At 68.7% G+C, this 14122-nt stretch carries 13 protein-coding genes; 9 read left to right on the top strand and 4 right to left on the bottom strand.

Features of this window, described 5'->3' with window-relative positions:
* Positions 1 to 90 precede the first annotated feature (90 nt).
* From ACFE7U_RS14765 to ACFE7U_RS14745, 5 genes are all read left to right on the top strand, one after another.
* Positions 91 to 333 carry a hypothetical protein gene (locus ACFE7U_RS14765; protein WP_375410480.1) on the top strand — a complete coding sequence of 81 codons (243 nt, stop codon included), beginning with the start codon at positions 91 to 93 and terminating at the stop codon, positions 331 to 333.
* A gap of 44 nt (positions 334 to 377) precedes the next feature.
* Positions 378 to 1034, top strand: a complete 657-nt coding sequence (locus ACFE7U_RS14760) for a class I SAM-dependent methyltransferase (RefSeq protein ID WP_375410479.1) — start codon at positions 378 to 380, stop codon at positions 1032 to 1034.
* Positions 1035 to 1212: 178 nt separating this feature from the next.
* Complete coding sequence (locus ACFE7U_RS14755) at positions 1213 to 1479, top strand: hypothetical protein (RefSeq protein WP_375410478.1); 267 nt, start codon at positions 1213 to 1215, stop codon at positions 1477 to 1479.
* Positions 1480 to 2003: 524 nt separating this feature from the next.
* The gene (locus ACFE7U_RS14750; protein WP_375410477.1) at positions 2004 to 2828 is read left to right on the top strand and encodes a Crp/Fnr family transcriptional regulator; all 825 of its coding nucleotides are present in this window, start codon (positions 2004 to 2006) and stop codon (positions 2826 to 2828) included.
* Positions 2825 to 5623 (top strand): PAS domain S-box protein, encoded by a 2799-nt coding sequence (locus ACFE7U_RS14745; RefSeq protein WP_375410476.1) that lies wholly within the window; start codon positions 2825 to 2827, stop codon positions 5621 to 5623. The genes ACFE7U_RS14750 and ACFE7U_RS14745 overlap by 4 nt, the downstream gene beginning before the upstream one ends.
* Here the strand turns inward: ACFE7U_RS14745 and ACFE7U_RS14740 are convergent.
* The 3 genes from ACFE7U_RS14740 to ACFE7U_RS14730 form a co-directional block, all read right to left on the bottom strand.
* Positions 5607 to 5846 (bottom strand): hypothetical protein, encoded by a 240-nt coding sequence (locus tag ACFE7U_RS14740; RefSeq protein WP_375410475.1) that lies wholly within the window; start codon positions 5844 to 5846, stop codon positions 5607 to 5609. The two genes, ACFE7U_RS14745 and ACFE7U_RS14740, sit on opposite strands and share 17 nt — an antisense overlap.
* An 80-nt stretch (positions 5847 to 5926) precedes the next feature.
* The gene (locus ACFE7U_RS14735) at positions 5927 to 6490 is read right to left on the bottom strand and encodes a hypothetical protein (RefSeq protein WP_375410474.1); all 564 of its coding nucleotides are present in this window, start codon (positions 6488 to 6490) and stop codon (positions 5927 to 5929) included.
* Positions 6490 to 6990, bottom strand: a complete 501-nt coding sequence (locus ACFE7U_RS14730) for a hypothetical protein (RefSeq protein ID WP_375410473.1) — start codon at positions 6988 to 6990, stop codon at positions 6490 to 6492. The genes ACFE7U_RS14735 and ACFE7U_RS14730 overlap by 1 nt, the downstream gene beginning before the upstream one ends.
* 441 nt (positions 6991 to 7431) lie before the next feature.
* Here ACFE7U_RS14730 and ACFE7U_RS14725 point away from each other — a divergent pair, with 441 nt between their 5' ends.
* The 3 genes from ACFE7U_RS14725 to ACFE7U_RS14715 all read left to right on the top strand — a co-directional run bounded on the left by ACFE7U_RS14725 (position 7432) and on the right by ACFE7U_RS14715 (position 9909).
* Complete coding sequence (locus tag ACFE7U_RS14725) at positions 7432 to 8004, top strand: TadE/TadG family type IV pilus assembly protein (RefSeq protein ID WP_375410472.1); 573 nt, start codon at positions 7432 to 7434, stop codon at positions 8002 to 8004.
* 101 nt (positions 8005 to 8105) lie between these two features.
* Positions 8106 to 8693: a TadE/TadG family type IV pilus assembly protein gene (locus tag ACFE7U_RS14720; protein ID WP_375410471.1), complete on the top strand. Its 588-nt coding sequence runs from the start codon at positions 8106 to 8108 to the stop codon at positions 8691 to 8693.
* Positions 8694 to 8793: 100 nt separating this feature from the next.
* On the top strand, positions 8794 to 9909 hold the full coding sequence (locus ACFE7U_RS14715; RefSeq protein ID WP_375410470.1) for an HD-GYP domain-containing protein: 1116 nt from the start codon (positions 8794 to 8796) through the stop codon (positions 9907 to 9909).
* A 241-nt stretch (positions 9910 to 10150) separates the two neighbouring features.
* Here the strand turns inward: ACFE7U_RS14715 and ACFE7U_RS14710 are convergent, their stop codons facing one another.
* Positions 10151 to 10843 (bottom strand): BA14K family protein, encoded by a 693-nt coding sequence (locus tag ACFE7U_RS14710; protein WP_375410469.1) that lies wholly within the window; start codon positions 10841 to 10843, stop codon positions 10151 to 10153.
* Between the two features lie 227 nt (positions 10844 to 11070).
* On the opposite strand from ACFE7U_RS14710, the gene ACFE7U_RS14705 reads away from it, so the two are divergent.
* Positions 11071 to 13806 (top strand): ATP-binding protein, encoded by a 2736-nt coding sequence (locus ACFE7U_RS14705; RefSeq protein ID WP_375410468.1) that lies wholly within the window; start codon positions 11071 to 11073, stop codon positions 13804 to 13806.
* Positions 13807 to 14122 lie beyond the last annotated feature (316 nt).

The raw sequence follows: 14122 nt of genomic DNA, 5'->3' as shown, positions 1-14122 counted from the left end.
CCTTGGACGTCAATGCCGACATGACCCGATGCGGCAACAGGTGACCCCTTGCCCCGCGAACCGGGTCCGGCCTCGGCCGGTTGATCCGGCATGACCGACCCGCATCACGAACCCGTCGACCAGATCGCGCAGGCCCGCCGCCGCGAGATGGCGATCGAGCATCTCATGTTCGGCACGATCCGTTTCCTCGCGCAACGCCACCCGGAACTGCTCGACGAACTCGACGCCAGCCTCGGCCACCTCTGGGACCGGGCCGAGGGCGAGGACCGGGACGACGCTGCCGTGCGCGAGGTGGCCCGCCGGTTCCTCGCAAGCCTTCGCGCGCAGCGTTAGGGTTGCGAGTGGCGACAACATCGGGAACCGGCGAAATGGCAGCGATGGACGACCTGGCCGAACTGCCGCCGGGCGCTTTCGCCAAGGCCGATGGATCGCCCGATCCCCTGTTCTACGCACAGCCGCGCTTCGTCACGCATATCGACGACGCGGCGATCGCCGCCGTGACCGACATCTATCGGGACCTGCTTCCACCCGGCGGGACCATTCTCGACCTGATGTCGAGCTGGGTCAGCCATCTGCCGCGGGACGTCGCCTATGCGGCCGTGATCGGACACGGCCTGAATGCCGCGGAACTCGCGGCCAATCCGCGTCTGTCGCGGCATTTCGTGCAGGACCTCAATACCCAGCCGAACCTGCCGCTCGGCACAGCCAGCCTCGATGCGGCAGCGATGTGCGTCTCGGTGCAGTACCTGCAGGACCCCGTAGCGGTGCTGCGCGAGGTCGCGCGCGTGCTGCGACCGGGCGCGCCCGTGGTCATCACGTTCTCCAACCGCTGCTTCCCGACGAAAGCCGTGGCAATTTGGACCGGCATCCGGCCGGAGGATCACGCTCGGCTGGTCGGCCTCTACCTGCAGCGCGCCGCCTTCGCGCGGATCGAGATCCGCCCGCCCGTCGCCGGCGGCCGGGGCGACCCGCTCACCGCCGTGATCGGCTGGACGGGGAATGAAACCGACGCCGTGGCGGAGCTTCGACAGTGAGTGGATCGTCGGACGGTCCCGCCACGGCGTGGGCGGATCCCGGCTCCCTTATCCTTGCCCGGCCCGAATCCGCCGACGCTTTTGTCACCTTTTCGATAGCCGAACGTTGACTGGTCACGCACTTCGATCCGGGCACCCGGGTCGAAACCATGAAGAACGTGATCGAAGGACGAGAACCATGAAGCATATGCTCGTTGCCGCAACGCTCCTGTCGGCCTTGGCGATGACCGCATCGGCACAGGCGCAAGGCACCGTCAGGGGCGCTGAACGCGGCGCCGAAGACGGAAGCCGCGCTGCCGGCCCGGTGGGGGGCGTCGTCGGAGGCGCCGTCGGTGCCGCGACGGGCACCGTGGGCGGCGTTCTCGGCGTCGATCCCGATCGGCGTGAGGACCGTATGGAGCGTCGCGAAGAGCGGATGGAACGCCGCGAGCGTCGCGACCGCTAAGTCGATTGGCCCTGGCCGCTTCCACGCGGCCGGGGCCTTCCTTCGTCCCACGTCCGCAGACGGATTCGCGTGATGCGAGTGACTGGCCGCGATGCGGGGCAAGGTTTCAGGGAATGCGGGAATTTCGCAATGATCGACCCTGTCGATCCCGTTAGGACACCATTGCGTCTCGGTTCCATGGGGATCCGCGTGACGCGCTCGGCGCCATTGCTCAATTGAGTGAGCGCGACATCATCGGACGTCACCGGCCTGCCATGGATTTCGTGGCATGTTGCCTCGTCGGGTCGAGAATCATCGGATGCTTCGCGTCCCGGTGACCGACGCGGGCGAGTGTACGGTGCCAATGCGCGTCCGGTCGGCACCCTACGATCCCGACAGATCGACTGCGTGATGCTGAATCGGCACGCCCCCTGAACAATCTAGGCAGACCGTCACCCGATGGCGTTTGTCGGATTGTGCACCGAAATCCGGCATGCCAATGATGGGACGAGGGTGACCGAGGGTTGCCCATCCGAGTCTTCGCCATGTCCAGTCGATCCGGCTGCCCGTTCGAGGGCAACCTGCTCCTCGCCGCACTCGACATGCGCGACCGCAACCTCCTGCGCCCGCACCTCGTTCGCGCCGAATGCTCACGCGGCCAGATCGTGTTCGAGGTGGCCGAGGATGTCTCCCATGTCACCTTCCCGCTCGACCGCACGGTCGCCACCCTGGTCGTGCCACTGCGCGAAGGCCGTACCGTCGAGACCGCCACGGTCGGGCACGAGGGTGCGGTCGGCGGCGTGGTCAGCCAGGGCTACCTGCCTGCATTCACTCGCTGCGTCGTCCAGATCGAGGGAGCGATCCTGCGCATGGACGCGGACAGGCTGCGGGAGGCCAAGGGCGCGTCGCCGAGCCTGAACGACCTGTTCGTGCGCTACGCCGATTGCATGCTGGCTCAGGTCCTTCAGTCCGTGGCCTGCAATGCCGCTCATCCCATCGAGGAGCGGGCGATGCGCTGGCTCCTCGCCCTGCAGGACCGCCTCGGCACCGATACCCTGCCGGTCACCCAGAGCGTCCTGGCGAACATGCTCGGCGTCGGGCGCAGCTACGTCACCGGGGTTCTCGGCGAGCTTCAGCGCCAGGGCCTGATCCATGTCGGCCGGGGGCAGATCCACATGCTGGACCGCGGCCGGTCGGCGGATGCCTGCTGCGAATGCCATGCCCGCGTCCAGCGCCACTTCCGTAACGTGCTCGGCGCCGTCTACGCCCCCGAGGGCGGGATCCTCGCGGTCGAGGCGTCGCCGTCCGTGGCGGCGCCGGTTCCCCCCCCGGACGGTGGCATGCCCGGGTTGCGGGGGGACGGCCGATGAGCAGGATGATGCCGGTCTCCGGCGAGGCCGCAGACGCCGCGAGGGTCGAGGCACTCGACGCCTACGGCATCCTCGACACGCCGCCCGAGCAGGGCTTCGATGACCTCGTCGGCCTCGCCGCCCTGATCTGCGGAACCCCTGTGGCGCTGGTCAGCCTCGTTGCGTCCGACCGGCAGTGGTTCAAGGCGAGGACGGGCTTCGAGCCGTGCCAGACGCCGCTCGAACAGTCCGTCTGCGCCCTCGCGCTCGGGCAATCCGACCTGTTGATCATTCGGGATCTGACGCTGGATCCGCGCACGGCCGCCAATCACCTCGTCACCGGCGCCCCGTTCCTGCGCTTCTACGCCGGCGCTCCGCTCGAAACCGCCGAGGGCGAACGCCTCGGAACGCTGTGCGTGATGGATCACGCTCCACGTCCGCACGGCCTGACCTCGGTCCAGGCTTCGGCCCTGCTCAAGCTGGCCCGCCAGGTCATGAACCTGATGGAGATGCGCCGCGCGGTCGCCTTGCGCGACGCCGGTCTGGATTTGCAGCGCGCCGCGTTCCTGCGCCACCAGGCCCTGATCGACGCACAGGCCGCGATCTCGTCGGCCGAGGGCAGCCTGGACGCGATCCTGGAGGCTCTCGTCGCCGGCGCGATGAAGGCGGTCCCTCAGGCCGAAGGGGGCGTCATCGAACTGCGTGAAGGCGAAGAGCTCGTCTATCGCACCGTCCGCGGCAATCTCGTCCCGCATCGAGGGCTGCGTCTCCCGCTTCACGGCAGCCTGTCCGGGCACTGCCTGCTGAACAACGAAGCGGTGTCGTGCCCCGATGTCCTGCTCGACGGCCGCGTCAAGCGCGACGTGATCGCGATGCTGTCCATGCGATCGGCGATGTACGTGCCGGTCTTCCGGGGCGGAACGGCCATCGGCGTGCTCAAGCTCCAGTCGGGCCAGGTCGGCGCCTTCTCGGACGGCGACCTCGATGCGGCACGCCTGTTCGCCGGCACGGTCGCCGCGGGGCTCGCCGAGGCCGGAGAGGCGGAGGCTCGCCGGACCGTCCGCGAGAGCCAGGACCGCTACAAGGCCGTCTTCAACAGCGCCATCGACTACGCCATCATCGTGATGGATCTGGACGGTCGCGTCGACGACTGGAACGAGGGTGCGACGCGGATCCTCGGCTGGTCGCTGGCGGACATGCACAAGAGGCCGGCCGACGTGTCCTTCACGCCGGACGACCGGGCGAACGGCGTCGCCGCCCGGGAGATGCGCGCGGCGCTGGAGGTCGGCCGTGGCGTCGACGAACGCTGGCACCTGCGCAAGGACGGGAGCCGCTTCTGGGGCAACGGCGAGATGATGACCCTGCGGGACGAGGCCGGGTCCCCCATCGGCTTCCTCAAGATCCTGCGCGACCGCACCGAGCAGCGCGACGCCGCGGCCAAGCTGCAGGCGAGCGAGGCCTTCATGCGCAGCGTCCTCGATTCCTCGGCCGACTGCATCAAGGTCCTCGACCTCGAGGCCCGCCTCGGCTTCATGAACGAGGGCGGTCAGCGGGTGATGGAGGTCGACGACTTCGACGGGGTGGCCGGGACGGACTGGACGGAGTTCTGGGAAGGAAACGGCAGGGACGAAGCCCGTGCCGCCGTGAAGATCGCGCTGGCGGGCGGCATCGGTCGTTTCACGGGGCCGGCCCGCACCCTGAAGGGCACCCCGAAATGGTGGGACGTCCAGGTCACGCCGATCAGGGATGGGGAAGGCGCCGTCGCGAGGCTGCTCGCGGTCTCGCGCGACGTGACCGCCAACCGGCATACCGAGACCGCCTTGCGGGCCAGCGAGACCAATCTGCGCACGATCCTCGAGACGGTGCCGGTCGGCATCCTGTTCGCGGAGGCGCCGAGCGGGCGCATCGTCGGCGGCAACGCCCGGATCGAGGAGATCCTGAGTCACCCGGTCCTGCCGTCACCGGCGCTCGAAGCCTACGGTGAATGGCATGGCTACCATCCCGACGGCCGGCCGGTGGCGGTGCTCGAATATCCGGTGGCGAAGGTCATTGCCGAGAACGTGGACCGTGCCGAGCTACAGCTGACCTACCAGCGCGTCGACGGCACCCGCCTGTGGATCGAATGCGTCGCGGCGGCGGTCCGTGACGCGGAAGGACGGCTGACGGGGGCGGTGGCGGCCATCGCCGACATCGACGCGCGCAAGCGGGCCGAGGCGCAGCGCGACCTGCTCAACGGCGAACTCAGCCACCGCATGAAGAACCTGCTGACGATGGTCCAGGCCATCGCCGCGCAGACCCTGCGCGGCGCGACCGACATCGAGGCCGCCAAGGACACGCTCGCCGAACGCCTCATCACCCTCGGCAAGGCCCACGATCTGCTCCTCGGCGGAGCCGCCGAGCGTGCGCCGATCGAGCCCGTGATCCGCGGCGGCGTCGGATCGCAGGACGATGCCACGGGGCGGATCCACTACCGTGGTGACGCCGTGGAGATCGGCGGCAGGGCCGCGCTCTCGCTGTCCCTGATGATCCACGAACTGGCCACCAACGCGGTCAAGTACGGCGCCCTCTCGGTGCCCGGAGGCCACGTCGACATCGAATGGACGGTTTCGGACGGCGACCAGCCGGTCCTCGCCATCTCGTGGAGAGAGCGGGGCGGCCCCCGTGTCACCCCGCCCTCCCGCAAGGGGTTCGGCTCGCGGCTGATCGAACGGGGCCTCGTGGGCGCCGTCGATGGGTCGATCTCGCTGACCTATCCGGCCGAGGGAGTCCGATGCGTGTTCGAGGCACCGCTGCGCAACTTCAAGGACGCGTTCTGACCACCGCCGGATCCGGGCTCGACGCGGCGACGTTCGCGGCGCCCTCCGTCTCGCACGCGCCGCCGATCGGTAGCAGCACCTCGAGGTAGCGGCTCTTCTTCCGGACACCCTTGCGGATCGGCCGCCTCAGGGCCTTCCGGATCCGGAAACCGTCACCGCCCCCGCGGTCCGGCCCGCGGTCCGGGTCGAGGATCCGGCCGACAACGAGGATGCGGCGGGGCATCTCCACCTGATGCATCCCGGCCGATGGGCACATTCTCTCGCGGCCGAGCGCAGTTACTCCCCGGCGATGCCGTCGTCTCTCTAGCGAGGATCGGCTGCGAGGTCGCCGAGTTCGCGTCTGAGGCACGCGTACAGGCGACGGAGCCAGAGCTGTGCCTCTTCTTCGCCGGCACGGGCGATCTTTGCCCGCTCTTCGGCCTGCTTCGCCCGCTCCTCGGCGAGACGCGCTCGCTCCTCCGCGCGCTCGGCACGCAGGGATGCTTGGGCGGCATCCGCCTGTGCGGCCTCGGCACGCTTCTCGGCTTCCTCCACCTGCACCACGCTGCGCTGAACCAATGTGCGCGATTGCTTGACGAGATGCTGTGCGAGGTCGCGTTCGCGACGAACCTGGGTCCCGACCTCGCGGATCATCTGGATCGCACTCGGCCAATCCGTCGGCGCTTCATCCGACGGGTCGGGATCGATTCCGGGTTCCGCCTGCCCCGCGAACAACGGCACCACGTTCACCGCCGGCTCGGGGGCGGGCGCGATGCACGCGGCGGAGGCCGTCTCGCCGAGACCTTCGCGATCCGGCTCGGACCCGGTTTCGCCGGTGCTCCAGCGATCGGGGTCGACGGGCGATTGGCGTGGAATTCGTTCCGCCATTACGCGGTCAGCTTTCGATCCTGCTCGGTCGTGAACTCGGTGGCGATCGTGTCGTAGACCCGGGCCAGCCATTCCTCGGCGATGCGGGCACGTTCCTCCGCCGCCTTCACGCGCTCGTCGGCTGCCTTGAGCAACGCGTCGCTGCGCGCCTGCAGTTCCGCTGAGCGCGCATCGGCCGCCCGCGCCCGTTCGCTCGCCTTCTTCACGTCCTCACGGACGCGGTCGAGCAGTTCCTGAACGCGAAGCTCCTGCTCATGGGCCTGTGCCTCGACCTCGCGGGCATGATGGGCCGCGTGGCGAATGCGATCGATGAGCTTCGACCAATCCTGCGCGGAGGACCTGCGCGTAGGCGGCACGCCGCCATCGAGATCATCGAAGGGTCCGACCAGCCGCAGGACGTTTGCCAAGGTGTTCTCGAAGGCCGGCTCGGCGGGTGCTGTCTCCGCCCTGGATGTCCGCTCTGACTGAAGCGCCTGGGGCACCCGCTTCATCGGATCCATGAGAACCTCCCATTCCTGCCGCCGTTTCGCGAACCGCGACGAACGCTGACGAACTCACGACTATGGTTAAAAATCCCTTAACCGCATCATCCTTCAGTAGGTTTCTGGCAGGCTATTTATAACCCGACGCAGGTGATGCTGTTTTGCCACAAGACGTCGCCGGTCCGGCCGTCAGCATCCGTCGATCGCCCTGCGTCGTCGTCGCCGGAGCAGTCGCTCCCGGCGCCATGCAGCGATGGTGTCGGTGGCAACGTGGGCCGGCAGCGTCTCGGCCACCTCGCTTCTTCTATTCAGGACCGCCTCGAATGACTTACGGGATCGTAAGTTGGACCCATCCACGACGCGTCCCTGCATAAAGAAATCGCAAGGTTCCCTCCTTACCGTCGCGAACCAACGCTGGCGCATCAGAGGGAATCGAGACGGGTGGGCGATCGTCCTTCGATGCCACCTCCGGACGGAATGTCGTCGCCGCCATCGCCTCTCGGGTCCGCGATCACGGACTTCGGGAGCGATGCCGATGGGGCGACTGCGGTCGAGTTCGCTTTGATCGCCTTTCCACTGATGACCCTGCTGCTGCTGGTCCTCGAGGTCGGGCTCACCTACTGGACGAACGTGATCCTCGACAACGGCGTCCAGGCGGCGGCGCGATCGTTCTATACGGATACCGGCGCGAGCTCCGGGTCCATGGCCGACATGGTCCGCACGAAGATCTGCGAGAGCGGCGGCGGACTCATCAACTGCGACCGGCTCAAGATCGACCTGAGCTACCATGCCGATCTCACCGCGGTGGAGGTCGTGAGCCCGGTCGATGCCGGAGCCTGGCGGACGGGGTTCGGCACGGCCCATGGCTGTTCCCCGGACAGTCGCGTCGTCGTCGTCCAGGCCGCCATCGCCCAGAAGAGCTTCCATGACACCGTCTCGAGCCTCGCCGTCTTCGCCGACGGCTCTCGGCTCATTCAGTCGGCCACCGTCGTGACACTCGGGCGTCGCTCGACCGGCCTCACGGGCTGCTGATGGGGCCGCTCCCGACCCTTGCCGACCCGCCGTCGCGACGTCGACGCCGTATGGCGGATGGGCTCGGCCGTGCAAGGACCAGACTTGCCGGGGGCGGGTTCGTGCGGTCCGAGGGTGGCATCGCCCTCCTCGAATTCGCCCTCGTCCTGCCGATCCTGCTGCTGCTCTACGTCGGCACGGTCGAGGTCGCGAACCTGATGAGCAACCTGCGCAAGCTCGACCTATTCACCCGGACCGTCGGCGACTTCGCGGGAGGCGCCTCGGCTCCCAGCCGGCAGGAGATCGACGGGATGTTCAAGGCCTCGAAGGTCGTGCTGATGCCATTCGATACGGAGAAGGTCGAGATCGTGGTCAGCGCCGTCGGCGTCATCGGCACGGCCGCGTCGGGACCGATGCAGGTCTGTTCGAGCGTCGCGGCCTCCAACGCGACGCCGCGGGCGGTACGCGAGATACCGGCAGTGGCCCCGCCCGCGGAGCTGCGTGTCCGCGGAGCCCGGATGCTCCTTGTCGAGACCAGGATGCCCTACCAACCACGGACAGGCTCGCTCTTCACCTCCCTGGTCGGGCAGTCCCTGAGCGGCGTGGTGTTCTCGCGGCAGATGTACTGGCCGGTCGGTACCGGCCTGCGCTACCACAGCCAGGCGCCCGAGATCGTCCTCCCCAACGGAGAGGCATGCCCCCCATCCTGAACGGCGGCAGGATCGCGCCGGGGCAGACCGACGGATCGGCATGAACGGTCTTTCAATGTTTCGATGAAAGGCTCTGCGGCCTTGCCGGGATCCAGCATCGATGTTCGCCCTCATCCTCGACGACGCCGTTCTGAACAATGTGCTCATGGTCGAGGCGATCCGGGGCGTTCCGGACTGCGTCGCACGGGACTTCACCGACCCGGTCGAGGCGCTGGCCTTCCTCCGTTCGTGTCCGGCCGAGATCGGGATCGCGATCACCGACTACGACATGCCCGTGATGAACGGCGTCGCATTCATCAAGGCGGCGCGACAGGTGACCGGGTTCGCACACGTGCCGATCGTGATGGTGACGAGCATGGACGAGCGCGCCCTGCGCCGCGAAGCCTTGGAAGCCGGCGCCACCGACTTCCTGGCCAAGCCCTTCGAGGCATTCGAGGTCCGCGCCCGGGTCGCCAACCTGCTCGAATTGAACCGGGCGAGGCTCGAACAGGTGGACCGGGCCGCGTGGCTCGACCGCGAGGTAAGCGCCGCCACGGCGACGATCGAAGCGCGCGAGCGCGAGGTGGTCACCATGCTCATGAAGGCGGCCGAGCACCGCGACACCGAGACCGGGAACCACGTCGCCCGCGTCGCGACCTATGTGGCCCTCATCGCCAAGGGACTCGGCTTCAGCGAGCGGGAGGTGCGCCAGATCAGCCTCGCCTCCACGATGCACGATGTCGGCAAGATCAGCGTCCCCGACGCGATCCTGCTCAAGCCCGGCCCGCTGACCCCGATCGAGCGTGCCGAGATGGAGCTTCACGCAGACCGCGGCCGGCGCATCCTGGAGGGCAGCACGTCGCGCATGATCCAGGTCGCGGCCGAGATCGCCGCGACGCATCATGAGCGCTGGGACGGCACGGGCTATCCCTGGGGACTGAGCGGCGAGGCCATCCCGCTCGGCGGGCGGATCGTGGCGGTGGCCGACGTCTTCGATGCGCTGACCTCGGTCAGGCCCTACAAGAAGGCCTGGGCCCGCGAGGAGGCGCTCGCCTTCCTCGCCGAGCAATCGGGGCGTCATTTCGATCCGCGCTGTGTCGAAGCCCTCATCGCCAACATCGACGGCGCGGGCGCGGCTCGCGATGCGCCGGGTCGGGCCGAGGAGATGCCAGCGAAGATCGACGGTCGCGACCGAGACGGATCCGCCGATGCCGGTGAGACCGAGGACGCTGCCTGACATCATCCCCGATCGCCTGGGGAGCAGGCATCCATCGGATGCAGGCAATCGATCGTACAGACGTTCACGAGAGATTCCGGGAGCCGCTCGCTCCGGGCGTTATCCGCCCGGCTCGACGCCCGATGATCGTTCGAGCGGCTGTCGAGCCGGCATTCCGCAAGTCCTAAGGCCGCGGCGTCATCCATCGAGGGATCCCCCTGCGCTCGAAGCACAGGGAGACCGACGCCTTCGTACGGCGAACTCAGGGACAGGAATGCCGCTGTCCATCATTGCCGAGATACGTCCCCGACCGACGGTCGTAGGAGCGAAAGCGCTGCACGCAATACGCCTCCTGGTCGCCGGCAGGCGCGACTTGAGTCTCTACGGCTTCCTCGCGGTAATACACCGGGGCATAGCCACCGTCGTAGTAGCCGCCATCGTAGTAGCCGTTGCCGTAATAGCTGCTTCCATAGCCGTAGCCGAGCCCGGCGCCGAGACCCAGGCCGACGCCTAGTCCAAGGCCGCCGTATCCCCGGCGATAGCCGTAGCCGCGCCCGCCATAATAGCTGCCGCGATCGCCGGCGAAGCCGGCCCCACGATAGCCGAGCCCCGATCCGAATCCGCGATTGCCACCACCGTAGCCGCGGCCGAAGCCGGAATTGTTGCCGGCGAAGCCGCGACCGAAGCCGGAATTGCCTGCAGCGAGGCCACCGCCGAGCGCATTCCCTCGAAAGCCACTTCCGGCCGATCCGACGCCACCGCGGAACCCGCCACCGCCAAGGGATCGGCCCGCGAAGCCACCGCCACCACCGCCGAAGGATCGGCCGCCGCCGCCGAACCCTCCGCTCATGGCGTTGCCGCGGAAGCCTCCGCCACCCGGACGGGCATCGGCGGTCATCGGAATCAGGGCGAGGCCGCCGACGAGGGCCGCCGATGCCAGGAGCATGGTTCTCATGGGATACACCTGAGGTTAAGTGATTTGGTTAACGGGTGAACGTCCGAGACCGGCGACAGTTCACGGCATTCGGCCGACCCGCGCAGACGCCGCAGCCCGATAGGCACGGGTCCGCCCCGTTGAACGAGAGATCTCAACGGATGACCGACAGTGAGTGGGTTAACGGGGTGATCACGCCGCTGCGCTAGACCCGTCTTGTCCCGTGAACGGGGCGCGAGGGCCACGACGTGCCGAACAGGCTTTTCCGTCTCACCCATTCCCTGGCCGGGCGGATGGCGCTGGCCGTGTTCGGTTCGGTCGCCCTCGCGGTCCTCTTCGGCACCGCCTCCAGCCTATGGCTAGAGGTCGACCGCTACGCTGCTGCCAAGCGCGACGCGCTCACCGCCACCGCCGAGGTCTTCGCCTCGGCGGGCGCCCGCGCGACCCAGGAGGGCGATGCGCGCTCGGCCACCGAGACCCTGCGCGCCATCGCGCGGCGTCCCGAGCTCGTCTATGCCGCCATCGAGCGGGCCGACGGCAGCACCCTAGCCGACCAGGGCCTCGCCATCCGGCTCGCCAGCGACCTCGATCTCGACCACAGCGTGTCCGTCGTCGAACTCCTGACGAGCCGGACGGCCCAGGTGCGGGTGCCGATCGTGCACCACGGCGCCGTGATCGGCACCCTCGTCCTCGTGGCCGATACCGCCGACCTCTTCGCGCGCCTGATCGCCATCGTGGAGACCTCGGCACTCGGCTCGGGGCTCGCCCTGGTGCTCGGCCTCGTCGTGTCGTACCCGCTGCAGCGCTCGATCACCCAGCCGATCGCCGCGCTTGCCGGCACCATGGACCGGGTCCGGGCCGACGAGGATTACAGCCGGACCGCGTCCATCGTGCGCGACGACGAGGTCGGGGTGCTGGCGGCCACCTTCAACAGCCTGCTCGCCACCGTGCGCGAGCGCGACGCGCGGCTCGCCAAGCACCGCGACCGCCTCGAGCGGGACGTGGCGGATCGCACCGCCGACCTCCTCGAGGCGAAGGATGCGGCGGAGAGCGCCAACACCGCGAAATCCTCGTTCCTCGCCACCATGAGCCACGAGATCCGCACGCCCCTCAACGGCATGCTGGTGCTGGCCGAACTGCTCGCCGGCGCCGACCTGCCGCTGCGCCAGAAACGCCATGCCGAGGTCATCTCCCGGTCCGGCCAGAGCCTGCTGGCGATCATCAACGACATCCTCGACTTCGCGAAAGTCGAGGCCGGCCGGATCGAGCTCGAGAGCATCGCCGTCGCGCCGGCCGAGATCGTCGACACGGTGGTCTCGCTGTTCGCCGAGAAGGCCCGGGAGAAGGGCCTCGATCTCGCCGCCGGCCTCTCGTACGGCGTGCCGAGTCGCATCGTCGGCGATCCGGTGCGGCTGGGGCAGATCCTCTCCAACTTCGTCAACAACGCCCTCAAGTTCACCGAATCCGGCTCGGTGCTGGTCCGGATCGGCACCGTGCCAGGCGCCTTGCGCCTGAGCGTGGAGGATACCGGCATCGGGATTCCGGCCGACAAGCTGCCGACGATCTTCTCCGCCTTCTCGCAGGCCGACCAATCGACCACGCGCCGCTACGGCGGCACCGGGCTCGGCCTCTCGATCGCCCAGCGCCTGGTGGAGGCGATGGGCGGGACGATCGGCGTCGACAGCGTCGTCGGTGCGGGCTCGACCTTCTGGGCCGAGATCCCGCTCCCGGCCGCGGCGACCGAGGTCCCGCCGCGCATCCTCCGTGCCGGCGGCCTGCCGGAGACCGTGGTGGTGACCACCGCCGGCTGCGCGACCTCCGCGGTCCTCCGCGACCGACTCGTCGGGGCCGGCTTCCTGGCGGTGCCCCGCGAGGACGGCGCCGATGCGCACTGGTTCGCCGATGCCGGCGAGATCGCGGCAATGGGTGCGAGACCGAGCGTCTCCGGGCGGGTCGTCGCGATCGCCGGGATGGGCGATGCCGCCGCCTCGCTGGTGGTCGAGGCCGGCTTTGCCGACGAGGTGCTGCGCTGGCCCCTCCTCCAGGACGACCTGACGACGGTCGTCGCCGCGCTTGCCACGGGCGCCCCCTTCGACCGTGCCGATCGACACGTGGTCCGGACCGGACAGGCGTGGCCGCGCTTCCCCCACGCCCGCGTCCTCGTCGCCGACGACAGCGCCGTGAACCGCGAGGTCGTCATCGAGGCCCTGGCGCGCTTCGGGATCACCGAGATCGAAACCGTCGAGGATGGGCGGGCCGCCGTCGAGATGTGCCGGGCAAAGCCCTTCGACCTCGTGCTGATGGACGGCAGCATGCCGATCCTCGACGGCTACGAGGCGGCCAAAGCCATCCGCGAGTGGGAGCACGAGTTCGGGACGAACGAAGCCCGCCCGCGGCTGCCGATCATCGCCGCCACCGCACACGTGGTCGGACCCGTGGCCAATGCCTGGCGGGACGCCGGGATGGACGGGACCCTCACGAAGCCGTTCACCCTGCATGGCCTCTCCGACGTCCTGTCGCGCCACCTGTCGCCCGACGCGGCGGTTCCGGTCATCATCACCTCCGAAGATCCGGAACCGACCCTCCTCGACGACGCGCCGGTCGCCCTTCTCGACGCCGACACCATCGCCAACCTCGCCGACATGGCGCAGACATCCGGCGGCGCCTTCGCGCGGCGTGTGGTGACGATCTTCGCCGAGCACGCGCCCACCGCGATCCTGCAGCTGCGCAGCGCCACGGCCGATGCGAGCGGCGAGGATGCCGCGCGAGCGGCCCACAGCCTCAAGTCGATGAGCCTCAACGTCGGTGGAAAGGCCCTGGCCATGCGGCTGGCCGCGATCGAAGCCTCCGCCCGCGCCGAGTCCCTCTGCCCATCCGCGGACGCGATCGACTCGGTCGACGATCTGCTGCGCCGGACGATCGATGCGCTTCAGGCCCGGTTCGTCGCAGCGGAGACTATTCCACCGCTTCGAGCGACGCTCTGACGAGTGGTGGTCGCCATCGACAGGCGAGCGGATGACCCCGCTCGCCGACGCGACCGTGCGGGCAGTCCTCGCCGACAGGCTTGCAACGCCCTCGGCCGATCGCCGGAACGGATACCGACAACATCGCGGAGATCGCCGCCTCGGGTCTCCCTGCGTGCGCGCCATCCGGGATCGCTATCCCGCTCGAGCGAGAGCGCGGACCGAGCCATCTTTAGCTGGGAGAACCCACCACGAGCAGAGTTTGCAGACCAGTCCTCCGATGCCCAGAGCACCGGTGGGAAACGTTCATGCGTAACAACGAGTTGATTGGCGCGCC

This window comes from uncultured Methylobacterium sp., from assembly GCF_964251405.1.
GTDB lineage: Bacteria > Pseudomonadota > Alphaproteobacteria > Rhizobiales > Beijerinckiaceae > Methylobacterium.
This window is presented reverse-complemented; position numbering and strand designations above follow the sequence as displayed.